This is a genomic window from Leifsonia psychrotolerans, from assembly GCF_013410665.1.
Taxonomy (GTDB): Bacteria; Actinomycetota; Actinomycetes; order Actinomycetales; family Microbacteriaceae; genus Cryobacterium; species Cryobacterium psychrotolerans_A.
The window spans coordinates 3,013,269-3,039,875 of sequence record NZ_JACCFM010000001.1 but is presented as its reverse complement, the minus strand read 5'-3'; the positions used below and the strand labels follow the sequence as shown (position 1 = coordinate 3,039,875).

Annotated in this window: 23 protein-coding genes; 15 read left to right on the top strand and 8 right to left on the bottom strand. The window is 61.3% G+C overall.

What is annotated here, in order from left to right; genetic code table 11:
- Positions 1-69: 69 nt before the first annotated feature.
- The 7 genes from HNR05_RS13890 to HNR05_RS13860 all read left to right on the top strand — a co-directional run bounded on the left by HNR05_RS13890 (position 70) and on the right by HNR05_RS13860 (position 9,266).
- Positions 70-2,463, top strand: coding sequence for a DUF6049 family protein (locus HNR05_RS13890; protein ID WP_179579683.1), 2,394 nt, complete (start codon positions 70-72; stop codon positions 2,461-2,463).
- Positions 2,447-4,078 carry a murein biosynthesis integral membrane protein MurJ gene (gene murJ, locus HNR05_RS13885; protein ID WP_179579682.1) on the top strand — a complete coding sequence of 544 codons (1,632 nt, stop codon included), beginning with the start codon at positions 2,447-2,449 and terminating at the stop codon, positions 4,076-4,078. The genes HNR05_RS13890 and murJ overlap by 17 nt, the downstream gene beginning before the upstream one ends.
- Before the next feature lie 159 nt (positions 4,079-4,237).
- A complete protein-coding gene (trxB, locus tag HNR05_RS13880) occupies positions 4,238-5,200 on the top strand; it encodes a thioredoxin-disulfide reductase (protein WP_179579681.1) in 963 nt (320 codons plus the stop codon).
- 24 nt (positions 5,201-5,224) lie between these two features.
- Positions 5,225-5,548, top strand: coding sequence for a thioredoxin (gene trxA, locus HNR05_RS13875; RefSeq protein WP_179579680.1), 324 nt, complete (start codon positions 5,225-5,227; stop codon positions 5,546-5,548).
- Between the two features lie 140 nt (positions 5,549-5,688).
- Positions 5,689-7,008 carry an aminotransferase class I/II-fold pyridoxal phosphate-dependent enzyme gene (locus tag HNR05_RS13870; protein ID WP_179579679.1) on the top strand — a complete coding sequence of 440 codons (1,320 nt, stop codon included), beginning with the start codon at positions 5,689-5,691 and terminating at the stop codon, positions 7,006-7,008.
- A 47-nt stretch (positions 7,009-7,055) separates the two neighbouring features.
- A complete protein-coding gene (locus tag HNR05_RS13865) occupies positions 7,056-8,012 on the top strand; it encodes a D-alanine--D-alanine ligase family protein (protein ID WP_179579678.1) in 957 nt (318 codons plus the stop codon).
- Between the two features lie 315 nt (positions 8,013-8,327).
- Positions 8,328-9,266: a prenyltransferase/squalene oxidase repeat-containing protein gene (locus HNR05_RS13860; RefSeq protein ID WP_179579677.1), complete on the top strand. Its 939-nt coding sequence runs from the start codon at positions 8,328-8,330 to the stop codon at positions 9,264-9,266.
- A gap of 1,298 nt (positions 9,267-10,564) precedes the next feature.
- On the opposite strand, the gene HNR05_RS13855 is transcribed toward HNR05_RS13860, so the two are convergent.
- The 8 genes from HNR05_RS13855 to rpmH form a co-directional block, all read right to left on the bottom strand.
- Positions 10,565-11,545, bottom strand: a complete 981-nt coding sequence (locus tag HNR05_RS13855) for a ParB/RepB/Spo0J family partition protein (protein WP_179579676.1) — start codon at positions 11,543-11,545, stop codon at positions 10,565-10,567.
- Entirely contained in the window at positions 11,545-12,486 is a 942-nt protein-coding gene (locus HNR05_RS13850) for a ParA family protein (RefSeq protein WP_343062604.1), read from the bottom strand. The genes HNR05_RS13855 and HNR05_RS13850 overlap by 1 nt, the downstream gene beginning before the upstream one ends.
- Before the next feature lie 86 nt (positions 12,487-12,572).
- Complete coding sequence (gene rsmG, locus HNR05_RS13845; protein WP_179579675.1) at positions 12,573-13,202, bottom strand: 16S rRNA (guanine(527)-N(7))-methyltransferase RsmG; 630 nt, start codon at positions 13,200-13,202, stop codon at positions 12,573-12,575.
- Positions 13,203-13,216: 14 nt separating this feature from the next.
- On the bottom strand, positions 13,217-13,798 hold the full coding sequence (locus tag HNR05_RS13840) for a Jag family protein (RefSeq protein WP_425485109.1): 582 nt from the start codon (positions 13,796-13,798) through the stop codon (positions 13,217-13,219).
- 9 nt (positions 13,799-13,807) lie between these two features.
- A complete protein-coding gene (gene yidC / locus HNR05_RS13835; RefSeq protein WP_179579674.1) occupies positions 13,808-14,779 on the bottom strand; it encodes a membrane protein insertase YidC in 972 nt (323 codons plus the stop codon).
- An 8-nt stretch (positions 14,780-14,787) separates the two neighbouring features.
- A complete protein-coding gene (gene yidD / locus HNR05_RS13830) occupies positions 14,788-15,099 on the bottom strand; it encodes a membrane protein insertion efficiency factor YidD (protein WP_179579673.1) in 312 nt (103 codons plus the stop codon).
- Positions 15,096-15,455 (bottom strand): ribonuclease P protein component, encoded by a 360-nt coding sequence (gene rnpA, locus HNR05_RS13825; protein WP_179579672.1) that lies wholly within the window; start codon positions 15,453-15,455, stop codon positions 15,096-15,098. The genes yidD and rnpA overlap by 4 nt, the downstream gene beginning before the upstream one ends.
- A gap of 8 nt (positions 15,456-15,463) precedes the next feature.
- Positions 15,464-15,601: a 50S ribosomal protein L34 gene (rpmH, locus tag HNR05_RS13820; RefSeq protein ID WP_010204566.1), complete on the bottom strand. Its 138-nt coding sequence runs from the start codon at positions 15,599-15,601 to the stop codon at positions 15,464-15,466.
- Between the two features lie 406 nt (positions 15,602-16,007).
- Here rpmH and dnaA point away from each other — a divergent pair, with 406 nt between their 5' ends.
- The 8 genes from dnaA (at position 16,008) to HNR05_RS13780 (ending at position 26,594) form a co-directional block, all read left to right on the top strand.
- Positions 16,008-17,426, top strand: coding sequence for a chromosomal replication initiator protein DnaA (dnaA, locus tag HNR05_RS13815; protein WP_179579671.1), 1,419 nt, complete (start codon positions 16,008-16,010; stop codon positions 17,424-17,426).
- Positions 17,427-17,796: 370 nt separating this feature from the next.
- On the top strand, positions 17,797-18,945 hold the full coding sequence (gene dnaN / locus HNR05_RS13810; RefSeq protein WP_179579670.1) for a DNA polymerase III subunit beta: 1,149 nt from the start codon (positions 17,797-17,799) through the stop codon (positions 18,943-18,945).
- 24 nt (positions 18,946-18,969) lie between these two features.
- On the top strand, positions 18,970-19,857 hold the full coding sequence (gene gnd, locus HNR05_RS13805) for a phosphogluconate dehydrogenase (NAD(+)-dependent, decarboxylating) (RefSeq protein ID WP_179579669.1): 888 nt from the start codon (positions 18,970-18,972) through the stop codon (positions 19,855-19,857).
- Positions 19,858-19,863: 6 nt separating this feature from the next.
- Complete coding sequence (gene recF, locus HNR05_RS13800) at positions 19,864-21,039, top strand: DNA replication/repair protein RecF (RefSeq protein ID WP_179579668.1); 1,176 nt, start codon at positions 19,864-19,866, stop codon at positions 21,037-21,039.
- The gene (locus HNR05_RS13795; RefSeq protein ID WP_179579667.1) at positions 21,026-21,514 is read left to right on the top strand and encodes a DciA family protein; all 489 of its coding nucleotides are present in this window, start codon (positions 21,026-21,028) and stop codon (positions 21,512-21,514) included. Before recF ends, HNR05_RS13795 begins: the two co-directional genes overlap by 14 nt.
- Before the next feature lie 122 nt (positions 21,515-21,636).
- Entirely contained in the window at positions 21,637-23,613 is a 1,977-nt protein-coding gene (gene gyrB / locus HNR05_RS13790) for a DNA topoisomerase (ATP-hydrolyzing) subunit B (protein WP_179579666.1), read from the top strand.
- Positions 23,614-23,629: 16 nt separating this feature from the next.
- Positions 23,630-26,197: a DNA gyrase subunit A gene (gene gyrA / locus HNR05_RS13785; RefSeq protein ID WP_179581000.1), complete on the top strand. Its 2,568-nt coding sequence runs from the start codon at positions 23,630-23,632 to the stop codon at positions 26,195-26,197.
- Entirely contained in the window at positions 26,190-26,594 is a 405-nt protein-coding gene (locus HNR05_RS13780) for a DUF3566 domain-containing protein (RefSeq protein WP_179579665.1), read from the top strand. Before gyrA ends, HNR05_RS13780 begins: the two co-directional genes overlap by 8 nt.
- Positions 26,595-26,607: the final 13 nt, after the last annotated feature.

Sequence of the window (26,607 nt, the reverse complement as noted above, 5' to 3'; positions counted from 1 at the left end):
AGATGCTTGCGACGACACCACCGGTTCCGCGCAGCGTTCTCCCGGCGGGTACGCCGTAGAATCCCCTACATGGTGGCCGAGTCAATTCCCGAGCGTCGGCCTGTGCTCCCCGCTTCGTCGCGCGCAGTGATCTCACGGATCCGGATGCCGCTGTCCGCCCTCCTGGTCAGCCTTCTGGCTGCCGCTGCGGCAGTGGTGATTCCGGTATCGGCACAGGCTGCAGCCCCCTCGGCGACCCACGCGGCGGCCACCGTCAGCTCGGCTCCGGCCAGCCTGCCCACAGCGGAAGAAGCCGCCCAGAGTGGCATCACCCTGGTGCTCGCTCCCGCTACCTCGGCCGCCGTGGGGCCGAACCAAGACCTCCCGGTCACCGCGACGATCACCAATTCGACGACGTCAGCCATGACCACGGCACAGCTCGACCTGTATCTGGCCGAAGACGCCCTCACCACTCGGTCCATGCTCGACAGCTGGCTGCGCCCCGAGGCAACGTCGGGCACACCGGGTGATCTGATGTTGAGCCAGCCCCTCGCAATCACCCTGCAGCCCGGACACTCGACGACGATCGATCTGACCGTTCCCGCGGCATCCATCGGCTTGACCACCGCGAACCCGTGGGGAGCACGCGGCATCGCCGCCACCCTCACCTCGGCCGACGGCGTGCGGGTCGACGCCCGGAGTACGTTCGTGTGGTCGCTCGGTGAATCGGTCGCCCCGGTGACTCTCACGCTTGTCGTTCCGATCACGGTTCCGGCCGGATCCGCCGGGGAAAACGGTCTACTCTCGGCCGAGACACTGGCGACACTCACCGGCCCCCTCGGCCAGCTCACTCGTAAGCTCGATGCCACCTTCGACCGCCCGACGACCCTCGCCATCGACCCGATGATCATCGCGTCCATTCGCATTCTCGGCAGTTCGGCACCGGCCTCGGCCGTGAATTGGCTGGAACGTCTCGCGAACTCCCTCAACGACAGTTTTGCGCTGAGCTATGCGGATGCCGACATCGCGTTGGAAGCACAGGCCGGGGCGCCGGCACTGCTGGCCCCGATTTCGTTCGATCAGGCGATTGACCCGACACTGTTCACAGGTCCGGCCGTTGACACGGAACCCACCGAGGCTCCGGCGGCTCCGGGTGCGCCCGTCGCTCCCAGCCCGACGCCCACACTAAGTCCGGTCGTCCCACCGACGAGCGCCGATCTGCTCGACTGGAACTACTCGACAACCGGGCTGGGTTGGCCCGGCGCCGGCACCGTCAGCGTCAACGATCTGAACGTTTTCGCTGACAGTGGAATCGGCTCGGTCCTCCTCTCCAGCAACAACGTGAACCGGCCCGACAGCACGCTGACGCCGAACGCCGCGGTGCTTCTCGGGCGCACCTCCGGGCTGGTCTCGGACTCGGCAGTTGAAACGGCGCTGCGTGCCGCGGCATCCGCAGTCAGTGACGACACCTGGCGCGCCGCGATGGCCGAGGCCTCCGCCCAACTCGCCGTCGTCGCCGCCGAGCAGCCGGCGACGGCGCGCACCCTTCTGGCCACCTTCGACCGCAGCTCGTCGTCGACACCGCTCCGCCTCGGACAAACCATCCAGGCCGTGAACGAACTGACCTGGCAGAAGTCCGGAACGATCGCCGACGCCCGTGCGTCCACCCCGACGGCCGGGACAAACTTCGCCTCACGCTCCGAGCCCGACACCCGCACCGCGACCGCCCAACGGCTACTCAGCCGTGAAGCTGCACTCACCGCATTTTCGAGTTCGCTCAACGATCCGCTGGCGCTGACCGGCCCCCAACGGCTCAACGTCCTCACCCTGCTTTCAGCCTCCTGGGCCCCCGAGCCGGTTGCGTGGGAGTCGGCGGTGGCCGCAAGCATGACGGGCTCCGCCGATATTCTGCAGTCGATCACCGTCACGACCAAGGGTCCGGTTAACGTCGTCAGTAGCAAGGTGGACATTCCCGTCTCACTCGGAAACTCACTGAACCAGGCCGTCTCGGTTCGGGTTCAGGTTGTTCCCTCGAACGGCCGTCTGCTCGTCGGCGGCGTTATCGACGCGACAATCGACGCGAACTCGGCCCGCATTGTCAACGTGCCGGTCACGGCCGCGGTCGGAAATGGTGAGGTGACCCTACGGGTTGCCCTGTCCACCCCCGACGGGACCCCCATTGGCGCGCCGGCCGAGATCGCCGTCAACGTGCGGGCCGACTGGGAGAGCCTGGGCACCCTGCTCTTCGCACTTCTCGTCGTGCTCTTCTTCGGCTTTGGCATTGTGCGCAACATCATCCGCCGGCGCCGGGAACGCCACACTAAAATCGCAGATCAGGACGATTCGCGCCCCGTCGAGGAGAGCGCTCAGGCGACACCGACTGAGCAGGTTACCGACGGCAGCCCCGACACCCCCGTAGCTCCCGCACCGCCCGCACCGCGCGCACCGGACTCAGAGGACGCAGGGGATGGCTCGCGTGGCTAGCTCCGGCATCGGCCGCGCGAGTGCAATTCTCGCGTCGGGAACGATCGTCTCGCGCATCCTCGGATTCGTGAAGCTGTGGGTGCTCGCCCAGGTGATCGGCCTGTTCGGACAGAGCACCAACGCGTTCGCCGTGGCCAACCAGCTGCCGAACACCGTCTACGTGATCATCGCCGGCGGTGTGCTCACCGCGGTGCTCGTGCCCCAGATCGTTCGGGCGGCCCTGCACGCCGATGGCGGCACCGCGTACATCAACAAGCTCCTCACGATTGCACTCGTTATTCTGGCGTCGGCGACCGTGATCGCCACGCTTCTCGCCCCGGTGCTCACCCCGATCTGGGGGCTGAACCTCTCACCGGATTCACTCGCCCTCGCGATCAGTTTCGCCTACTGGTGCCTGCCGCAGATCTTCTTCTACGGCCTCTACACGGTGCTGGGGGAGGTGCTGAACGCCCGCAGATCGTTCGGTCCGTACACCTGGGTGCCCGTGATCAACAACGTCGTGGCCATCGCCGGCCTCCTTCTCTTTGCCGTCATGTTCGGCGCCGACCCGGCCGGCCAGCGGGTCGCCACCGATTTCTCGCCCGGCATGATCGCACTGCTCGCCGGCAGCGCCACCCTCGGCGTGCTGTTGCAAGCGGTCGTTCTCTACTATTTCTGGCGTCGCATCGGGCTGCGCTATCGGCCCGACTTCCAGTGGCGCGGTGTGGGCCTCGGCGCCGCCGGGCGGATGGCCGGCTGGACCTTCGGCATGCTCATCCTCACCACCATCGCCGGCATCGTCGAAACCCAGGTCGCCACGATCGCCTCGGCCGATAACAGCACCGCATCCGTTCAAGTGTTGAACACCGCCTGGCTCATTTTCATGCTGCCGCACTCGGTGATCACCGTGTCGATTGCGACGGCGTATTTCACCCGGATGAGCGAACATGCCTCGGTTGACAAGTTCGATTTGGTGAAGACGGATGCCTCGTCGGCGATTCGGGGCACCTCACTGATTATCGTGCTCGCCGCCGCGGTGATCACGGTGTGCGCGTATCCGTTCGCGGCCGTGTTCGTGCACGACGAATTCGTGCAGGTGCAGGGCACCGGAAACGTGATCATCGCGTACATGCTCGGCCTCGTCGCGTTCTGCATTCTGTTCGTGGTGCAACGCACGTTCTACGCACTCGGTGACACCCGCACGCCGTTCTATTTCACGCTCTTTCAGGTCGTGCTCGTTGTCGCCGGCGTACTGGCCTGCACTCTGCTGCCCGCCGAGTGGATCGCCGCGGGCATCGCCCTGGTCGTCACGGTCTCGGGCATCCTGCAGACCCTCCTCGCCGCGTTCTTGCTGCGTGGTCGCCTGGGTGGAATCGACGGGCGACGCATCGTGCAGAGCCTCGTCAAATACCTTGTGGCGGCCATTCTGCCCGTCATTCTCGGCCTGATCCTGCTTGTCGTCCTCGGCGGCACCCGGGCGGGCGGGTTCGCGGTGTCGGGAATTTTTGCCGCCGTCGTCGCGATGGCCGTCATTGGCATCGTCATGTCGGTGGCCTATTTCGGCATGCTGTTACTGATGCGCTCGAGCGAGTTGGCAGCGTTCGTCGAGCCACTCGTGGCCCGCATCCGTCGCTAACCAGCCCACCCCCCAATCCGAATACCGCCGTGGCTTCGAACCTGTAGTGGTTGCCGCCGCTTCCCCGGAGTGACGGAATAGCTTCCGCTTAGGATGTGTTGTAACGGTCATCGAGGAACAAACCGGTTCCTGATTGGCCCCAATTCAAGGAGAGTGCGCGTGCGCCAGATCATCATCATCGGCTCCGGCCCCGCCGGATTCACCGCCGCGATCTACGCCGCACGAGCAAATCTGAAACCTCTTCTGATCGCCAGCTCGGTAGAGGCCGGCGGCGAGCTGATGAACACCACGGATGTCGAGAACTTCCCCGGCTTCGCCGAGGGAATTCAAGGTCCCGAGCTCATGGCCAAGATGCAGGAGCAGGCCGAGCGCTTCGGCACCGAGGTTCTGTATGACGATGTCACCGAGCTTGATCTGAATGGCCCAGTCAAGAAGGTCACGTTGGGCTCGGGTGAGACCCACGAAGCCTTGGCCGTGATTTTCGCCACCGGTTCCGCGTACCGCAAGTTGGGCCTGCCCGACGAAGAGCGCCTGTCCGGACACGGAGTCTCGTGGTGCGCCACCTGCGACGGGTTCTTCTTCAAGGAGAAGACCATCGCCGTGATCGGCGGAGGCGACTCGGCCATGGAGGAGGCGACCTTCCTCACCCGCTTCGCCAGCAAGGTCTATGTCATCCACCGTAAAGACACCCTGCGTGCATCGAAGATCATGCAAGAGCGTGCCTTCGCGAACGACAAGATCGAGTTCGTCTGGAACTCCGAGGTTGTCGGCATCACCGGAACGGATGCCGTCGACGGGCTGGTCCTACGCGACACGGTGACCGGCGCCGAAGATTCCCTGGCCGTGGGTGGTCTCTTCATCGCCATCGGCAACGACCCCCGCACGCACCTCGTGCATGGCATGTTGGACCTCACCCCTGAAGGAACCATAGCCGTCGACGGGCGCAGCTCAAAGACCAGCCAGCCCGGTGTTTTCGCGGCCGGCGATGTCATCGACCCGACCTACCGCCAGGCCGTGACCGCTGCGGCATCCGGAACCGTGGCCGCCCTCGACGCCGAGCATTTCTTGGCGTCGCTCCCCGAAACGTTGCTGGCAGATGCCGGCGATCCCGAACTCGTATAACCGTTATCTACTAAGGAGATCCAGATGAGTGCACGCGCCGTCACCGACGCGACTTTCGATCAGGAAGTCATCAACAACGAGAAGACCGTTTTGGTCGATTTCTGGGCTGAATGGTGTGGCCCCTGCCGCGCAGTGAGCCCGATCCTCGACCAGATTGCTTCAGAGCACGCCGACAAGATCGACATCGTCAAGCTCAACGTTGACGACAACCCGGCTCTGGCCGCGAAGTACCAGATCACCTCCATCCCCGCGATGAAGGTTTTCCAGAAGGGTGAGGTCGTCAAGACCGTCATCGGTGCCAAGCCGAAGCCGGCCCTCGAAGCCGACCTGGCCGCCTACCTCAAGTAGCCGCAGCCGTCGTTTCACGACCCCGCCCGGCACCAGCCGGGCGGGGTTTTTTCTATCTGCGGTGCCGGTTCGGGGACACCCTGTTTCTCGGGCGTTCGAAACACACCATACGATTGAACTCTCACCAGAACGGAAGTGACGTGACAGAACAGGGCTCCCTCCAGGCCGGAAACAACCTCGACCCGTGGTACTCCCACTACGCCGAGCGCGCCGGGGGCCTGCGTGCCTCCGAAGTACGAGCCCTCTTCGCCGTGGCCTCTCGGCCCGAAGTCGTTTCGCTGGCCGGTGGTATGCCCTTCGTGGCGGCACTGCCCCAGGACCTCGTGATCGGTGCCATGGATACCGTCATGCGTGAGCAGGGCGCCGTCGCCCTGCAATACGGATCGGGTCAGGGCGTTCCCGAGTTGCGCGAGCAGATTCTCGAGGTGATGGCTCTTGAGGGAATCACAGCCAATGCCGACGATGTCGTGGTCACCACCGGCTCTCAGCACGCCCTGGAGCTCGTCAGCAAGCTTTTCCTTGACCCGGGTGACGTCGTCATTTCTGAGGGCCCCAGCTACGTCACAGCCATGGTGATCTTCAAGAGCTATCAGGCCGAGGTCGAACACGTACCGATGGACGAGCACGGCCTCATCCCCGAAGCGCTCCGCGAGCACATTGCGCGCGTGAAGGCATCCGGCAAGACCATCAAGTTTCTCTACACGATTCCGAGCTTTCACAACCCGGCGGGTGTCACGCTGAGCTGGGAGCGCCGCGTCGAGATCCTCCAGATCGCCCAAGAGAACGAGATCCTGGTGCTCGAGGACAACCCCTACGGGCTGCTCTACTTCGACCGCCCTGCCCCCGATGCCATCCGTTCGCTCGACGAGGACGGCGTGGTCTACCTCGGCACCTTCTCCAAAACCCTCGCACCCGGCTTCCGGGTCGGCTGGGCGCTCGCCCCCCACGCCATCCGCGAGAAGCTGGTGCTGGCCAACGAGGCCGCGGTGCTCTCGCCGAGTTCGTTCAGCCAACTTGTCATCTCGGAGTATCTCAAGACCGCCGATTGGAAGGGTCAGATCAACACCTTCCGCGGGGTCTATCACGAACGTAAGAACGCGATGATCTCGGCGCTGGGGGAATATCTCCCCGAACTCACCTGGACGAATCCCAACGGTGGTTTCTACGTCTGGGTCACCCTGCCCGAGCGTCTTGACTCGAAGGCGATGCTGCCGCGGGCTGTGAAGGAACTCGTCGCCTACACACCCGGCACGGCATTCTTCGCCGATGGCGACGGTCACCAGAACATGCGCCTGTCGTTCTGCTATCCCACTCCCGAGAACATTCGGCTCGGCATCCGTCGGTTGGCCACGGTGATTCGTGGCGAACTCGACCTGCTCGACACCTTCGCGGGAACCGGCAGCCTCGATGCCCTGCGCGACGGCCAGCGCTTCGCTGCCCCGCCGCCCAACATCTCCTAATCATTGTCACCGCGTCAGACCAGAACAGACCAAGGAAGAACCTGATCATGAGCGATACCCAGCCCCTCGACATCGTTGTTCTCGCCGGCGGAATCTCACATGAACGGGACATCTCGCTGCGGTCGGGGCGTCGGGTCGCCGATGCATTGACCGGCGTGGGCCATTCCGTGCGCGTGCTCGACCCGGATGCCGGACTGCTTGCCGGTCTGGATGCTCGTCGACCCGATGTGATCTGGCCGGTTCTGCACGGCGCCTCGGGCGAGGACGGCGCGCTCCTCGCTCTCTTGGAAGCCACGGGCATCCCCACGGTGGGCTCACGCAGTGCCGCTGCCGGCCTCGCCTGGTCCAAGCCGACCGCCAAGGAGCTTGTGCGTCGCGCCGGATACGCCACACCGCGGGGCGTTGCGCTCTCCAAAGAGACATTCCGTGACCTTGGAGCCGCGCAGGTTCTGGAGCGCCTGGTGGGTTCTTTGGGGACCCCACTCGTCGTCAAGCCGGCACAGGGCGGCTCAGCCCAGGGAGTCACGGTCGTCGATGATGCATCGGTTTTGCCACGTGCGATGGTTGCCGCCTTTACCTACGCTGACTCCGCGCTCGTTGAGACCAAGGTGACGGGTACTGAGTTGGCCGTCACGGTCGTCGACACGGGTGATGGCCCCCTGGCCCTGCCCGCGGTCGAGATCGCGCCTCACGGTGGCATCTACAGCTTCGAGGCGCGTTACAACGCGGGGGAGACCCTGTTCTATACGCCTGCGCGGATCAGCGCTCAGTCGGCAGCGCGCGTCGCCGAGACCGCGGTCGCGATCCACACCCTGCTCGGACTGCGCCACATCTCCCGCATCGACCTCATCGTGGATGCGGATGGAACTCCCTGGTTCCTGGAGGCGAACGTGCTGCCCGGCCTCACCGAAACCTCGCTTGTCCCGCAGTCAATCGAGGCGTCGGGCCAGTCGCTGGGAGAGGTCTATTCGGCCCTTGCTCACGCCGCGGTCACCAATAACTAGGTAGCAACGCTCGGCTCCACCGGAGGCGCATGTTTCACGTGAAACATGCGCCTCGCTCCTTGAGCTGATCGAGCCCGCACCCGTCCCACTGATCGAGCCCGTCCCGCTGATCGAGCCCGTCGAGATCCCGCAACATGGACCCGAGAACGCCCACTACTCCAAGCGGCTCCCAGGGTCTTGACAAACTTGACCAACGGGGAGGCGGACAGATGGTGGAAAGACAATCGACCTGCCTGAGCACCTCTCACTGAGCCTCTCGCAGTAGTCACCGGCAGGCATATTGCGGGAACGCCCAGCGCGGCTTAGCCTGCCAACATGACCGTGATTGACTGGTTACTCGACTCCGATCCTGCAATCCGCTGGCAGGTGATGCGCGATTTACTCGACGCCCCCAGCGCACAGGTTGAGATCGAACGCTCTCGCGTTGCCACCCACGGCTGGGGTGCGCAGATCCTCTCCCTGCAATCGCTCGACGGCAAGTGGGATGGGGGAACTTATCGCCCGGGCTGGGCCGACGACTCAAAGCCCTTCTTTGACGCGTGGACGTCAACCACGTTCGCGCTCCAGCAACTGACTGATTTTGGTTTGGATCCCGCAGATTCCCGGGCGCAGACTGCACTCGCGCGCGTGCGCGACAACGTCCGGTGGGAGGCAACCGACACACTCTTCTTCGAGGGCGAGACCGAGCCGTGCATCAATGGCCTGGCGCTCACCATCGGTTCGTACTTCGGCCAGGACATGCACAGTATCCTCGAGCGGCTCGTGACAACAGCGTTGCCCGACGGTGGATGGAACTGTTGGGCGCAATACGGGGCACGAGGCTCGTCATTCAGCACGACAATCAATGTTCTCGAAGGGCTCCTCGCCGCCGAGCGCGCATCCGGAACCAGTGCCGCTGCCACCACGGCACGCCGAAGCGGGGAGGACTATCTGCTTGAGCGGGGGCTGATGCGTCGGCTCTCCACTGGACGCCTCGTTGACCCACGATTCACAATGTTTTCCTACCCAACACGCTGGTACTACGACACCCTTCGCGCGCTCGACTATTTTCGCAGCACTGGCCAAATGCCCGACCAACGGTGCGCCGAGGCCGTGCAGCTCCTCATCGACCGACGTGACGCCGACGGTCGCTGGCGCCTCGAAAACACGCACCAAGGCCCGACTCATCTCGACTTCGGCGAGCAGGAAGGGGCGCCGAGTCGATGGATCACGCTGCACGCGATGCGCGTGCTGCGCTGGTGGGATTCTCAATGACGCTCTTCAGTTGCGCATAGCGACCGCCAAATGTTTCACGTGAAACAATCGGCGATCCCCGACGTCACCCCGTTACCGTGGGGCGCTCCGAGCGCGCCGATCATCGAGCCCTCAGCTGATCGAGACTGTCGAGATCGCGGCAACACGGTCCGAGAACATCCAGCACGCAGAGCGGCTCACCCAGGTCTCGACAAGCTCGACCCACGGACTGGCGGCGACCCGGGAAGTCGCGGAGCACGCATTCCCCGCTCCCAAAGCCTCGGCACCACCGCTGATCGAGCTCGTCGAGATCCCCGCAACACGGCGCCCGAACCGTTGATCGAGCCTGTCGAGATCCATCAAAACGATCCGAGAACATCCAGCACGCAGAGCGGCTCACCAGGGTCTCGACAAGCTCGACCCACGGACTAGCGGCGACCCGGGAAGTCCGGGGAAGCAAGCATTCCCCGCTCCCAAAGCCTCGGCACCACCGCTGATCGAGCTCGTCGAGATCCCCGCAACACGGCGCCCCAACCGTTGATCGAGCCTGTCGAGATCCATCAAAACGATCCGAGAGCATCCAGCACGCAGAGCGGCTCACCCGGGTCTCGACAAGCTCGACCCACGGGATAGCGGCGACCCGGGAAGTCGCGGGGAAGCAAGCATTCCCCGCTCCCATAGCCTCGGCACCACCGCTGATCGAGCTCGTCGAGATCCCCGCAACACGGCGCCCCCACCGCTGATCGAGCCTGTCGAGATCCATCAAAACAATCCGAGAACATCCAGCACGCAGAGCGGCTCACCAGGGTCTCGACAAGCTCGACCAACGGGAAGATCGAAGCGGACAGCGCGGACGTGGCCGACCAACATGCAGATCGGGTCACCGGGTCTCGACAAGCTCGACCAGCGGGAGAGGGTGGAGGCACGGGTCCACACGCGGGAGAGTGTGGAGACGCTGGAGGGTGGCGACAACCGCAGGTCGGGAGAGCCGGGGGAGAACCGGGGGAGAACCGGGGGAGCATCATGGGAGGGGAGGGAGGCGACGAAGAAGGGAATCTGATCAGCGGGGGTGCGAGCGAGGTGCTGATCAATTCGGGCCGAACGTTTCACGTGAAACATCCGAAGATCGGAGACCGCGTCCCACATATCGTGACGCAGAGAGTCGAGCACCGAACACTGAACTTGGTTTCATACGAAAAGGCTTGAGTCTCGGACAGGTGTCCGGAAAGTGCCGCAAAAGCAGCCCAAATCGGCCGAACTTTCGCCGAGACGAGAGGGCCCAAAAGCCAGGAGGATCGTTCCTGACGAACCGAAAACGGCTAGTTTGCGCCGAAACCGGGCTGACCCAGAATTTCGAGAATTCGGTTCAGATCCCCAATTGTTGCGAAGTCCACCGTCACCTGACCCTTCCGGGCACCCAACTTGATCTTCACCCGTGTGTCGAGCCGATCGCCGAGTCGCTCGGCAATCTCGTCGAGGTGTCCCTGACGTCCGCCGGGGGCTGCCTTCGGCTGTTTCGCACCAACCGGGGATGCCGCTGCGGCCTCTGCCGCACGAACGGAAAGATCTTCATTCACGATCTTGTCGGCCAGCGCGAGCATTGCGCCGTGGTCGTTCACCGACAGGATTGCCCGAGCATGTCCCGCACTCAGAACGCCGGCCGCCACGCGCAACTGCACCGCTTCCGGAAGCTTTAACAACCGAAGAGTATTCGTGATCTGCGGTCGCGACCGACCAATTTTCGCCGCGAGTTGATCCTGCGTAATACCGAAGTCAGAAAGAAGCTGCTGGTAGGCCGAGGCCTCTTCGAGAGGATTCAGCTGAGCGCGGTGCAGGTTCTCGAGAAGCGCATCACGCAGCATGTCGACGTCAGCTGTGTCGCGAACAACAGCGGGAATGCTCGTCAAGCCCACTTGGCGGGAAGCCCGCAAACGCCGTTCACCCATCACGAGCTCGTACTTGCCCGGACGGTCGGAGAGTGGGCGCACGACGATCGGCTGCAGAACCCCGATTTCTCGGATGCTATGCACCAACTCCGCCAAATCGCCCTCGTTGAAGACGGTACGAGGCTGAACGGCATTGGGAACGATGTCGGCTGGATTCAGATGTGCAAGCCGCGCTCCAGGCACTGCAAGCAGCTCCGGTGCAGCACCGGTCGCCGGTCGACGCGGGTTCGACGGCGACAAATCGGCCGGATCCGCCTGCGGAAAGAACACGTCGACCGGACGGGAGGACTTGCCCTCATCCAGCTGAGGGATCAAGGCACCGATGCCGCGGCCAAGGCCAGTCCGTTTCGCCATTATCGCTGGGATCCTGTCTGTGGGGCGCCCCGCCGGGCGATTTCTGCCGCTGCTTCGAGGTAGGAGAGGGATCCTGCCGAGTTCAAATCGTAACTGATTACACTCTGGCCATAGCTCGGAGCCTCAGAAACACGCACCGAACGGGGAATCAGGGTCTTGAGAACCTGTTTCGGGAAGTGATCGCGTACGTCTTGGGCGACCTGATTGGCCAAGTTGGTGCGGCTGTCATACATCGTGAGCAGAATCGTCGACACCGACAGATCCGGGTTCAGGTGCTTCTCAATCAACTCGATGTTCTTGAGCAGCTGGCTCAGCCCCTCGAGCGCGTAGTACTCGCACTGAATGGGAATGAGAACCTCACGGGCAGCCACGAAGGCGTTGATTGTGAGCAGTCCCAGAGACGGAGGGCAGTCGATGAAGACGTAGTCGAACGGCTCTTCCAGGCTCTGCAGGTAGAGGTCCAACGCGCGCCGCAAGCGCTGCTCTCGTGCCACCAGTGAGACGAGCTCAATCTCGGCACCAGCCAGGTGAATCGTGGCGGGAACACAGTACAGGGCCCCGAATTCGGGGCTCTTCTGCACCGCATCACCCAGGGGAAGATCGTTGACGATCACGTCGTAGACGCTGGCGGTATCGGCGCGATGGTCAACTCCCAGAGCAGTGGATGCGTTGCCTTGAGGGTCGAGGTCGATCACGAGCACGCGTGCACCTTGCCGCGCGAGAGCGGCCGCGATATTGACCGCCGTCGTCGTCTTTCCGACCCCACCCTTTTGGTTCGAGATCGTGAGGACACGCGTCCTTTCGGGCTTCGGCAACTGCTCTGAGGCAATAGCCTGCCGACGTCGTGTGAGTTCGGCAATTTCACGAGCCAGGGGAGTGGCCCCATCAAAAACCGAAGCGCCGGTGCTGCTGCTGTGCTGGTCGTCACCAGGATGTTTCACGTGAAACCTTTGCGTTTGACGGTCGATTGGCCACCCAAGGGTGAACCACGGTCGGACTCCCCGCAATGCGGGAAGTCGGCCGGGGACTAATCAACTGTAGCTCGAATAACCCGGGTCACATCGTTCAGCACACCCTCGCCGAGCGTAATTACTTCGACATCGGTCAACCGATAGGCGCGAATCGCTTTGCTTGCCGCATCAACCTCACCCTGCGCGCCGGCGCCCTTCATGAGAACCAGCTCACCGCCCGGTCGCAGTAGGGGGGCCGTCAACGGAATCAGAGTACGGAATGCGCTCACGGCTCGCGCTGTGACCTGGTCGAATGGACGGGTCAGTCGCACGTCTTCGGCGCGCGAACGGTTAACCGTGACATTCGCCAGTTCCAGCGCGTTCACCTGATCATTCAACCAAGCCACGCGACGTTCCATCGGCTCAATCAGCACGAAGGAGACGTCGGGGCGCGCGATCGCGAGCACCAAACCAGGCAGACCCGCCCCGGAACCGACGTCGCCCACCAAGCCGGGACGCAGCAACGGAGCCACGATGGCGCAGTTGAGGATGTGGCGACTCCAGAGGCGGGGGAGCTCCAGTGGGCCGATCAGCCCAAGTTCCTCACCCTGGCTCGCCAGGTTGCTGGTGAAGGCGCGGGCCACAGGCAGCTGCTCACCGAAAAGGGTGGCCGCGACATCTGGCTCAGTCTCTAGTAGGTCGGTCATGGTTTCACGTGAAACTAGGCAGCGGTGATGACGGTGTGGCGGGTGGCACCCTCACCCTCGGATTCCGACACGAAGCCCCGCGCAGAAACGATGTCGTGTACCAACTTGCGCTCGTATGAAGACATCGGAGGCAGTGCGGCCGATGCCGCGCCCCCTTCAATGCGCTCGATGGCCACCGTCACGAGGCCGTGAAGTTCGGCTTCTCGAGCGTCACGTGAACCGCCGATGTCGAGGATCAACCGCGAAAAGACGCCGGTCTGGTTCTGCACGGCGAGACGCGTCAGCTCCTGCAAGGCTGTAACTGTGTCGGGCTTGGAGAGCAAGCGCAGATTATCGGCGTCTGCAGCGTTCACCGAGAGGTAGGCGCGACCGTTACGGGCATCAATGTCAATGTCGCCGTCGAGATCGCAAATGTCGAGGAACTCTTCGATGTAGTCGGCAGCGATGTCACCCTCGCGCTCAAGCTGGTCGAGTGAGGGGGACTCGCTCGAGGCCTGTGCTTCAGAGTGGGCACCAGAAGTGGATTCCTCGGACACCGGAACTTCTGAATTCACAGTGTCCGTGTCAATCAGGTCGGTGTTGTCGGTCACGTTGATCTTCGCCTTCTACTTCTTCGGCCCGGATTGCTTCTTTGCGCGGTTCTTATTCACCGGCTGCTGTCGCTGAACTGGCTTCTTCGCCTCGTCAACCACAATCACGTCACCGTCGGTGGCGATGAGCTTACCCTTACGGGCGAGGCGCTCCTCGCGAGCCTTGGCCGCTTCACTCCCGGGGGTCGGCATATTGCGGATGACCAGGAACTGCTGAGCCATCGTCCAGATGTTCGAGGTGAGCCAGTAGAACATGACACCGAGCGGGAAGGCAACACCGGAGAAGGCGAAGACGAGCGGCAGCAAGTAAAGCATGATGCGCTGCTGCTTGAACATCGGGCTCGCCTTGGTCTCGGGCGACATGTTCTTCGAGACGATCTGCAGCTGGGTGAAGAACTGTGAGGCGGTCATCAGAACCACCATGGTGGCGGCGATGATCATCACTGTTGCACTGAACGGCTGTCCGGCCGTCATCAGCGTCCACTGTGACGCGAACGAGTCGTGCAACGGAGCACCGAAGAGCTTCGCATTGCCGAAACTCTGACCGAGGGATTCACTGAGCGGTCCGACGCCGGCCTTACCGTGCTGGGCATCATTGAGAACCGAGAACAGCGCAAAGAAGATCGGCATCTGCAGAAGCAGAGGAAGGCACGAACTCAGCGGGTTAGTTCCGGTGCGCTTATAGAGCTCCATGGTCTCGCGGGACATTGCCTCGCGCGAGAACTGGTCTTTCTTACCCTTGTACTTGTCTTGAATCTTCTTGAGCTGAGGCGCGACCTCGAGCATCTTGCGCTGACTCTTGATCTGCTTGACGAAGATCGGAATCAGTGCGGCGCGCACCACGATGACCAACCCGACGATGGAGAGAACCCACGTCAATCCGCCGTTGAAATCCATGCCCAGCGTGGAGAACAGCCAGTGGAAGGCGACGAGGAGAAGCTCAACCGCCCACTTCAGCGGCCAGAGAATCGTTCCAATGAGGTCCATACTTCGGGTCAGCCCTTTCCATGGCTTGGTGCGACGACAAAACCAAATCGCGTCACGGTATAGCGACGCGTACGTTTCAGGGGAACGTCATCGATGCCGCCTTCGGCCCAGGGATGGCATCGAGCCAGCCTGCGCGCAGCCAGCGCCGATCCGATCACCAAACCGTGTTCTTGAACTGCGCCGAGGGCGTAGGCCGAACATGACGGGTAGTACCGGCAAACATCGCCGTAAAGCGGCGAAATGACTGTCCGATAAACACGCAAAAGCAGCACTCCCGCATTGCGGGGGAGCAGCCACAGCGTCTTCAGGATCCAGTTCATTTCGGTGAGGCCACCATCTCTCGGGACGGGACTTTCTGCAATGCAACCGCAATTTCGGCCTGCAGAGTCGCCCAGCTCGCGGTGTTCGCCGATGGCAACGCCCGGATGACGACATCCGTTCCCGGGCGCACCGTCGACAACAGCCCGAAGCTCGCTGATTTCAGTCGACGCCGAATGAGGTTGCGGTTCACCGCGTTTCCCACATTCTTAGCGACGATAAAGCCAAAACGCACCGGAGTGGGATCGGAGTTCGCTCGCAGATAGGTCACCAGATGAGGACCTACGACGCGCTTACCCCGACGAACGACTGCTTTGTAGTCGTCCCCGCTCGTGATGCGATTGGCCGAAGCGAGCACCGGAGTGCTTAGGCGGAGAGTTCGGTGCGACCCTTGCGACGGCGAGCACCGAGGATTGCGCGGCCAGCACGGGTACGCATGCGCAGACGGAAGCCGTGCACCTTGGCGCGACGACGGTTGTTCGGCTGGAAAGTTCTCTTGCTCATTGTTCGTTCTCCACGTCTTGGATTTCCGCATGCCAAACACCGGCCGGGAAGGAAAATTGGGCAGCCGAAAGGCTGGGGTCAACTGATTAAAACTACGGCCTTGTGTAGTTCTGGTCAAACTCAGGCATTTCAGGAGCTGAATTGTCCACAATAATCGGCCCGAACTGTGCAGTGACACGCCGAGAAAATTAGTGTGGGCTTGATACGGCACCCCCAAATTGACTACCTTGATTCAAGTTATCCACAGGTTTTTGTACAGAACCTGTGAGTTGTTCCGGATTTACTCACAGGGAGTGGATAACTTTGTGAATACTTTCGTTGACGCTCAGAAGAGTGGTCAAAAACGTGCTGACGGGCACTACCCGCGAGCACCATCCGGCAAAAAAACTACAGATTGTGGAGAACCATGGCAGACGCGGAACAACCGATCGCGGATACCTGGCAGGCGGTCCTGACCACTCTGGAGTCCGACGACACCATCACCCCGATGTTGTACGGCTTCTTGAACTTGGTCGAACCCAAGGGAATCGCCGCCGGAACCTTCTACTTGGAAGTTCCCAACGAATTCACTGCCAGCATGCTCAACCAGCGCATGCGTGTGCCGCTTTTGGCTGCCATGAGCCAACTCGATGAGACGGCCGCGGTATCCACGTTCTACGTCGTCGTGAACCCCGAGCTCGAGCAGGAATCCTTAAGACCGGTTCAGGATCAGATGCCAGTCGTCGACATCGAGACGCCGGCCACGCCCCAGTCTGTCTTCGAAAGTCCTCCGCAGGAGCGCCCGCATGACACTCGACTGAACGCTAAATACAATTTTGACAATTTCGTGATTGGCCAGTCGAACCGATTTGCTCACGCCGCAGCGGTCGCGGTGGCCGAAGCACCGGCGAAGGCGTACAACCCACTGTTCATCTACGGTTCGTCGGGCCTCGGCAAGACGCACCTTTTGCATGCAATCGGCCACTACGCCATGAGCCTGTACCCGGGCATCCGCGTGCGCTACGTGAGTTCCGAAGAATTCACCAATGACTTCATCAACTCGATCGCAAACAACCGGGGTTCCCTTTTTCAGTCCCGATACCGCAACATCGACATTCTGATGATTGACGACATTCAGTTTTTGCAGGGCAAGGCTGAGACGCAGGAAGCGTTCTTTCACACCTTCAACACGCTGCATGACCACAACAAGCAGGTGGTCATCACCAGCGACCTGCCGCCGAAGGCTCTCACCGGTTTCGAAGATCGCATGCGTTCCCGCTTCGAGTGGGGCCTGATTACGGATGTCCAGGCTCCCGACCTCGAGACCCGGATCGCGATTCTGCGGAAGAAGGCTCAGAGCGAAAAGCTGCAGGTTCCTCACGACATCCTCGAATTCATGGCGTCGAAAGTCTCCTCAAACATCCGTGAGCTCGAGGGAACCCTGATTCGGGTGACCGCATTCGCCAGCCTCAACCGCACCGTGGTCGACATGGACCTCGTGCAGACGGTACTGAAAGACCTCATCACGCTCGACGAAGACAACGTCATTGCGCCCGTCGACATCATCACCAACACGGCCGACTACTTCAAACTCACGGTCGATGACCTCTATGGGTCGTCTCGGTCGCAGGCCGTTGCGACAGCTCGGCAGATCGCGATGTATCTCTGTCGGGAGTTGACGAATCTGTCACTTCCGAAGATCGGTCAGTTGTTCGGCAACCGTGACCACACCACGGTCATGTACGCGAACAAGAAAATCAGTGAACTGATGAAAGAGCGCCGCTCGATCTACAACCAGGTCACCGAACTGACAAATCGCATCAAACAGAATCACCGATACAAGTAGTTAAGAAAATATATTTTCTGTTCACAGCTGTGGATAACCCTGTGGAAAGTTAATGAACAACTGGCCTCCACATGTTGAAACTCGCCGGGCCAATGTGAAAACTCACAATTCCTGTCATTCGAGCTCCGTACCGAACTACACAAAATTCCACAGGCCGTCAACAAGTCACAGTGGTGTAGTTCCCAACGGCTGATTGAAGAATGACAAGTTATCCACAGTTTCCACACCGGTTAAGACCATTAACAATTAATTTAAGATTTCTGTCATTCGACAACCTTGACCGGCCAAGTGGCCGGTACGCCGGGCAGATCTCGAAGACGACTAGCATTGAGGCCAGCATCAATCGCCTCCCATCGACAGGAGTGAATTCGTGAGATTTCAAGCCAATCGGGATGTCTTCAGCGAAGCTGTGTCTTTCGCTGTCAAGCTCCTCCCTCAACGCACGACCCTGCCCATCCTGAGCGGTGTGCTGATTGAGGCGACCGAAAACGGCTTGATTTTGTCGTCGTTCGACTATGAGGTCTCGGCTCAGACCGAGATTGCCGCAGACGTTGAAGAGACCGGCAAGGTATTGGTTTCTGGACGTCTTCTGGCTGAAATCGCCAGCAGAATGCCCAATGCGCCGGTTCGTTTTTCGACTAATGAGTCACGAATCACGGTCAAATGTGGCTCCGCGACATTCACTTTGCTGTCAATGCCGGTCGAGGAATACCCCAGCATTCCCCAGGTGAGCAGCGAATCGGGCCTTGTTCCGGCCGAAGAATTTGCCGCTGCGATCGCCCAAGTCGCCGTTGCTGCCTCTCGAGATGACGTCACGCCGGTGATCACCGGTGTGCAGCTTGAAGTCTCTGAAAACAGCCTCGGATTGGTCGCCACCGACCGCTACCGCGTTGCAGTGCGCGAAATCAATTGGGATTCGGGGAGTAACGCGTCGACCGAGACCATCACCGCTCTCGTGCCGGCTCGCACTCTGCAGGAAGTCGGCAAGACCTTCGGCCACAGCGGGACCATCTCGGTGTCGATCACGAACACCGACGAGCGAGAACTCATCGCATTCACGGCCGACAAGAAGACAGTGACATCGTTGCTGATCAAGGGGAATTTTCCCCCGGTGCGGCGGCTTTTTCCCGCGACCGTCGACAACTACGCGGTCATGAACACCGCCGACCTGATCGAAGCCACGCGACGAGTTCAGCTCGTGCTCGAACGTGAGGCTGCGCTCCGCTTCACGTTCACCGCCGAGGGTCTCACCTTGGAGGCAATTGGGTCGGAGCAGGCACAGGCATCCGAAGCCATCGATGCGATTCTGACCGGTGGTGACACGGTCGTGTCACTCAAACCTCAGTTTCTGCTCGACGGACTGGGCGCGGTGCACTCCGAATTTGTGCGGATCTCGTTTACGAAGACAGAGAATCCGAACAAACCCGGTCCGGTTCTGATCACGAGCCAAACATCCCGTGAAGAGCCCGGCGCCGACAGCTACAAATACCTGCTGCAGCCCAACCTGCTGCTGCGCTAAAACGCCACTGTCAGGAGGAACGTCATGCACATCGGACTCATCGGTCTCGGCAAAATGGGTGCCAACATGCGCGATCGTCTGCGTAATGCGGGCATCGAAGTGACCGGTTACGACCAAAATCCTGACGTTACAGATGTGGCATCGACCGCTGATCTGATGAAGGCACTACCGACGCCGCGTCTGGTCTGGGTAATGGTGCCCTCGGGCGAGATCACGGATGCCGTCATCGATGATCTGTGCGAGAAGCTTGACGCGGGTGACCTGGTGATCGACGGTGGAAACTCCCGTTTCACCGAAGACTTCAAACACGCTGCATTGCTTGAGACGAAGGGCATCAACTACATCGATGCCGGTGTGTCGGGCGGCGTGTGGGGTTTGAAAAACGGATATGGCCTGATGGTTGGTGGTAAAGACGATCAGGTTGCGCGGGCTATGCCCGTTTTTGACGCTCTGCGCCCCGACGGTCCGCGGGAAGAAGGGTTCGTGCACGCCGGAGAAATCGGCGCCGGCCACTACGCGAAAATGGTGCACAACGGCATCGAATATGCGCTTATGCAGGCCTATGCCGAAGGCTACGAGCTGCTCGACAAGAAGTCGGATCTGATCAAGGACGTCCCCGGCGTCTTTACCGCGTGGCAGCGCGGAACCGTTGTTCGATCCTGGCTGCTCGAACTCCTCGTGCGGGCACTGGACCAAGACCCCGAATTCGACGAGATCGAAGGATTCGTCCAAGACTCCGGTGAAGGACGGTGGACGATCGAGGAAGCTCTCGCCAATTCGGTTCCCGTTCCGACGATCAGCGCCTCAATCTTCGCCCGTTTCGTGTCGCGTCAGGATGATTCACCCGCGATGAAAGCCGTTGCCGCCCTGCGCAATCAATTCGGCGGCCATGAAGTTAAAAAGGCGGACTGACCAGGAGTGCGTGTTACCCACCTCTCGCTGACCGACTTTCGAAACTACCGGCAGGCCGAGGTTCAGTTCCGGCCGGGACCCAACCTCATCGTTGGCCGAAATGGTCAAGGAAAGACCAACCTCATCGAGGCGCTCGGCTATCTCAGCACCCTCGGTTCGCACCGGGTGTCGAACGATAAAGCCATGATCAGGGCTGGCGTCGATGCCGCGATCATCCGAGCGAAGCTCGAGTACAACGGGCGCGAAATTTTGGCCGAGGTTCAGTTGAACCGGGTGGGAGTGAATCGGGCTCAAGTCAACCGATCGGTCATTCGGAGCCGCGATCTGCCGCGCTACTTTTCGAGTGTTCTCTTCGCGCCGGAAGATCTGGCGCTCGTACGCGGCGATCCATCGGTGCGGCGCCGCTTTCTGGACCAACTTCTGGTGTTACGCACTCCTCGGTTGTCGGGAGTGTTGGCGGACTACGAGCGGGTTGTCAAACAACGCAACACCCTCCTGAAATCCGCTCGAGCGTCGGGGATCAAGGAAAAGCAGCTGACCACGCTCGACATTTGGGACGAACGATTGGTTGCGCTGGGAGCGGAGATCATCGAAGAGCGCGCCGCACTGGTTCGCCTGCTCGGCGATCCGTTGCGCCTCGCCTATCAGGCGGTCGCGGGCGAAGACCATGGCCCGGCGCTCGTGCCGGCGCTCAGCATTCTCGGCGCCGATGACGATGAGTCCAGCGGTAGCGGCGGCGGAAAAATTGCGGCGCTTCCTCTTCCTGCTGCGAATCGGTCGACGACTGAAGTCTTCCGCAGCGCATTGGATGCACTGCGACGCAAGGAACTCGAGCGTGGGTTGACCCTCGTCGGCCCGCACCGAGACGATGTCGTGTTCATGCTCAACGCTCTTCCAGCGAAGGGCTATGCCAGCCATGGCGAGTCATGGTCGTTCGCTCTGGCGCTGAAGCTCGCATCCGCTGAGTTGCTGCGTCGCGACTCTGCGACCGGAGACCCCGTGTTGATTCTCGACGACGTTTTTGCCGAGCTTGACCAGTCGCGTCGGCGCCGGTTGGCCGAGGCCGTGGCCGGATTCGAACAGGTTCTCATCACCGCTGCCGTGCTCGAGGACATTCCAGAAGCCCTCACCGCACACACAATCCACGTCGAAGCAGGGGCGGTGACCGGTGTCGGAGCCTAGCGAAGCGTCCCGTGTCTATTTGCGCTTCAAAGATGTTTTCGGCGACCCGTATGCCCGGCGTTCTCCCGGAAAGAAGCGTCACAGGGACCCGCAAGGATCCAGCGTTCCGTTCGGGCTGGGGCGCGATCCGCGCGGTTTGGGGGACACCCTCGCCTCGCTCACTCAGCAGCTCGGCTGGAACTCGTCGCTTTCGCAATCGGAGCTCCTCGAGAACTGGACAGAGCTGGCTGGCGAAGAAACAGCCAAACATTCGCGGCCGGCCGGCATCGACGAGGGAATTCTCACGGTGCATTGCGAGTCAACGGCCTGGGCGACTCAACTGCGGTTGATGCGGGTCGAGATTATGACGCATATTGCGACGAGGTACCCGGATGCCGGCATCGAATCGATCCGCTTCCAAGGCCCCAACGCCCCATCCTGGAAAAAGGGCCCCAGATCAATTCCAGGGCGTGGTCCACGCGATACCTACGGGTAGCTAAACAAATTCGGTCAACCTGGCTAACTAAACGCCTTAGAACGGCATTTATGACCAGTCAAGGCCGCCCGGTTTGGTAGACTGAAGAGTCGCCAGAGCGACAGAGCGGAGTCCATCTTCAGATGACAGTAGAACCTCAGACCGAGCCGGCACACGAATACGGCGCAGACGAAATCCAGGTTCTTGAAGGACTTGAAGCCGTACGCAAACGACCCGGAATGTACATCGGTTCTACCGGTCCCCGCGGGCTCCACCACCTGGTGTACGAAATCGTCGACAACTCTGTCGACGAGTCGCTGGCCGGCTATTGCGACAACATTGACATTCGAATTTTGCCGGATGGCGCGATTCGCGTCGAAGACAACGGCCGTGGAATTCCGGTCGACCTGAACAAGGCGCAGGGGCGCTCCACTGTGGAGGTGGTGCTCACCGTTCTGCACGCTGGTGGCAAGTTCGGCGGCGGCGGCTACGCCGTATCCGGTGGTTTGCACGGTGTCGGAAGCTCAGTGGTGAACGCCTTGTCGACCCGTCTTGAGGTCGAAGTGCGTCGCCAAGGACACGTCTGGCGCCAGAGTTTCGCCAACGGTGTGCCGAACGCGCCGCTCGAAAAGGGCGAGGCGTCGGATGCCACAGGCACGACGATCACGTTCTGGCCGAGTCCGGAAACCTTCGAAACCGTAGATTTCGACTACGAGACGCTGCGTGCCCGGTTTCAGCAGATGGCCTTCTTGAACAAGGGCCTGCGCCTCACCCTCACCGACGAGCGGGAGACGAGCCGCGACGACGAGGGCAAGACGCTCTCGAACTCGTTCATGTATGAACAGGGTCTCGTCGACTACGTGCAATATCTGAACCGCTCGCGTAAGGCTGATCTGGTCAACGAAGAGATCATTTCGTTCGAATCAGAAGACACCGATCGCAAGATCGCCCTCGAAGTGGCGATGCAGTGGACGACCGCGTACACCGAGAGCGTGCATACCTACGCCAACACGATCAACACCCACGAGGGTGGAACCCACGAAGAGGGTTTCCGTGCTGCGTTGACGACGCTGGTCAACAAATACGCGCGTGAGAAAGGCATCCTGAAAGAAAAGGATGACAACCTCTCGGGTGACGACGTGCGCGAGGGCCTGACCGCCGTCGTGTCGATCAAGCTTGCGGAGCCCCAGTTCGAAGGCCAAACGAAAACCAAGCTCGGCAACACCGAAGCGAAGGCGTTTGTGCAGCGCGTGGCCGGCGACCAGCTGGCCGACTGGTTCGGACGTAACCCGCTGCAGGCCAAGGAGATCATCCGCAAGGCGCTCCAGGCTGCAACGGCTCGAATGGCAGCCCGCAAGGCGCGCGAAACCGCCCGACGCAAGGGATTGCTTGAAGGCGGCGGCATGCCGGGCAAGTTGAAAGACTGCCAGAGCAAAGATCCGTCGCTGTCTGAAATCTTCATCGTCGAGGGTGACTCGGCCGGCGGTTCCGCCGTGCAGGGACGTAACCCCGAGACGCAGGCGATTCTGCCGTTGCGCGGCAAGATCTTGAACGTTGAGAAGGCGCGCCTCGACCGGGCTTTGGGAAACGCTGAAGTTCAGGCGATGATCACGGCGTTCGGCGCCGGCATCGGCGAAGATTTCAACCCTGAGAAGGTGCGCTATCACAAGATCGTTTTGATGGCCGACGCCGACGTCGACGGCCAGCACATCACGACCCTGCTGCTCACGTTGCTGTTCCGCTACATGCGTCCGTTGATCGATCTTGGCTACGTCTACCTGGCACAGCCGCCGCTGTACCGCTTGAAGTGGTCGAACTCCCCGCACCAGTACGTGTACTCCGACCAGGAGCGCGACGCGTTGCTGGCCGACGGTGCAGTGTCCGGCAAGCGCATTCCAAAAGACAACGGAATTCAGCGTTACAAGGGACTCGGCGAGATGGACTACAAGGAGCTGTGGGAGACCACGATGGCCCCGGAATCCCGCACCCTGCTGCAGGTCACTCTCGACGACGCTGCGGCGGCCGACGAGATCTTCTCGACCCTGATGGGCGAGGACGTCGAGTCCCGCCGAAACTTCATCCAAAAGAACGCGAAGGACGTGCGCTTCCTTGACATCTAACGAAACGCCCACCGATATGTCGGGCGACAACACCAGCGACAGCACGGCCGCGTCCGACGCGGCCGCTGCGCACCTGATTCAGCACGGCAGGATCGACCAGGTCGACCTGCAGCTCGAAATGCAGCGCTCCTACCTTGACTACGCCATGAGCGTCATCGTCGGGCGCGCGCTGCCCGACGTGCGTGACGGGCTGAAGCCCGTGCACCGTCGCGTGATCTACGCCATGTATGACGGTGGTTACCGTCCCGACAAGGCATTCTCGAAGTGTGCCCGCGTCGTCGGCGATGTGATGGGGCAGTTCCACCCGCACGGCGACTCGTCGATCTACGACGCACTCGTGCGTCTCGTTCAGCCGTGGAGCCTGCGGTACCCACTCGCTCTTGGCCAGGGCAACTTCGGTTCCCCAGGAAACGACGGCGCAGCAGCCCCGCGATACACCGAAACGAAGATGGCGCCGCTCGCACTCGAGATGGTGCGCGACATCGACGAAGACACCGTCGACTTCCAAGACAACTATGACGGCCGCACTCTCGAGCCCACCGTGTTGCCCGCACGATTCCCGAACCTGCTCGTCAACGGTTCGGTCGGTATTGCCGTGGGCATGGCCACCAACATTCCGCCGCACAACCTGCGTGAGGTTGCATCCGGTGCCTTGTGGCTGTTGGAGAACCCCGACGCGAGCCGCGAAGAGCTGCTCGAAGCCCTGATCCAGCGCATCAAAGGACCCGACTTCCCGACCGGCGCCCAGATTCTCGGCACCAAGGGGATTCAGGATGCCTACCGCACCGGACGTGGCTCGATCACAATGCGGGCCGTGGTCAGTATTGAAGAGTTGCAGGGTCGCACCTGCCTCGTCATCACCGAGCTGCCGTACCAGGTGAACCCCGACAACCTAGCGATCAAGATCGCCGATCTGGTCAAGGATGCCAAGGTCACGGGCATCGCCGATATCCGTGATGAGACCTCGGGTCGCACCGGTCAGCGCCTCGTCATCGTGCTCAAGCGCGATGCCGTCGCCAAGGTCGTGCTGAACAACCTCTACAAGCACACGCAGTTGCAGGACAACTTCGGCGCGAACATGCTTGCGATCGTTGATGGTATTCCGCGCACCCTGCCGTTGGACGGCTTCATCAGCCACTGGGTGACCCACCAGATCGAGGTCATCGTTCGGCGCACCCAGTTCCGGCTGAACAAGGCTGAGGCCGACGCACACATCCTGCGCGGCTACCTCAAGGCGCTCGACGCCCTCGACGATGTCATTGCGCTCATTCGCCGGTCGCCGACCGTCGACGACGCCCGTGAGGGTCTGATGGCTCTGCTTGAAGTTGACAAGCTGCAGGCGGATGCCATTTTGGCCATGCAGCTGCGTCGCCTCGCGGCGCTCGAACGCCAGAAGATCATTGACCAGGCAGCCGAGCTTGAGCGTCAGATCGCCGAGTTCAAGTCGATTCTGGCCAGCCCGGAGCGCCAGCGCACGATCGTCAGAGAAGAACTCACCGAGGTCACCGACAAGTTCGGTGACGACCGTCGCACCGAGATCATGTTCGGTTTTGACGGCGACATGTCGATTGAAGATCTCATCCCCGAAGAGGAGATGGTGGTCACGGTTACCCGCGGTGGCTACATCAAGCGCACGCGCAGCGACAACTATCGCAACCAGCACCGCGGCGGCAAGGGCGTCAAGGGTGCCCAGCTGCGTGCTGACGACGTCGTGGAGCACTTCTTCGTCACGACGACGCACCATTGGCTACTGTTCTTCACGAACACCGGTCGGGTCTACCGCGCCAAGGCCTACGAGGTGCAGGAGGCCGGCCGCGATGCGAAGGGCCAGCACGTTGCCAACCTGCTCGCGATGCAGCCCGGCGAAGAGATCGCCCAGATCCTCGACATCCGTGACTATGCAGTCGCTCAATATTTGACCCTGGCCACGCGTGAGGGGTTGATCAAGAAGACGGCGCTGTCGGAGTACGACACGAACCGTTCCGGCGGGATTATTGCGATCAAGCTGCGCGAGGGCGATGAACTCGTCTCTGCCCTGCTGGTCGATGAGGATTCCGATCTGCTGCTCGTGTCGCGCAAGGGAATGTCGATTCGCTTCACGGCGTCTGACGAGGCTCTGCGGCCGATGGGCCGCAGCACGTCGGGTGTGATCGGAATGCACTTCCGCGGCGCCGACACGCTGCTTGATGCCTCGGTGGTTGCCGATGACGGATTCGTCTTCGTTGTGACCGAGGGCGGGTACGCGAAGCGCACCGCAGCCGACCAGTACCGTTTGCAGAATCGTGGTGGTTTGGGCATCAAGGTGGCCAAGCTGAGCGAGGATCGCGGAGACCTGGTGGGGGCACTCATCGTGGATGAAGAAGACGAAGTCCTTGTGGTTCTTGCCAGTGGCAAGGTGGTACGCTCTGACGTCGCTGAAGTCCCGGCGAAGGGTCGCGACACCATGGGTGTTGTGTTCGCGAAGTTCGCGGACAAGGACCGAATCATCGCCATCGCGAAGAACATCGAACGCAATCTGGTTCCCGAAGAAGTTGACGGTGCACCAGAGGCCGATTCGGAGAGAGTAGAGACCACAGATGAGTAGCGTTGCCGAGAAGCTCGCCAAGAAGTCGACCCGCACGAAGACGTCGAAGCAGGTTCGACTCAAGCTGGTGTACATCGACTTCTGGTCGAGTGTGAAGTTGTCTTTTCTCATCGCCATCTGCCTGGCAGTGGTGACGATCGTTGCGACATTCTTGATCTACACGGTTTTGAATTCCACCGAGGTGCTCGACAAGGCAAACGCCCTGTACACCGACATCGCGGGAAGTTCCTCAGACTTGAAGAGCATTCTGTCGGTCGGTAATGTCATGGGATTCGCGGTCATCGTCGCCGTTCTGAACGCCGTCGTGGTCACCGCGCTCGGGGCGATTTTCGCCCTTCTTTACAATCTCAGTGTCAAGATCACGGGCGGGCTGCTCGTCGGATTCACCAACAACTAGCTCGATTGTGAGT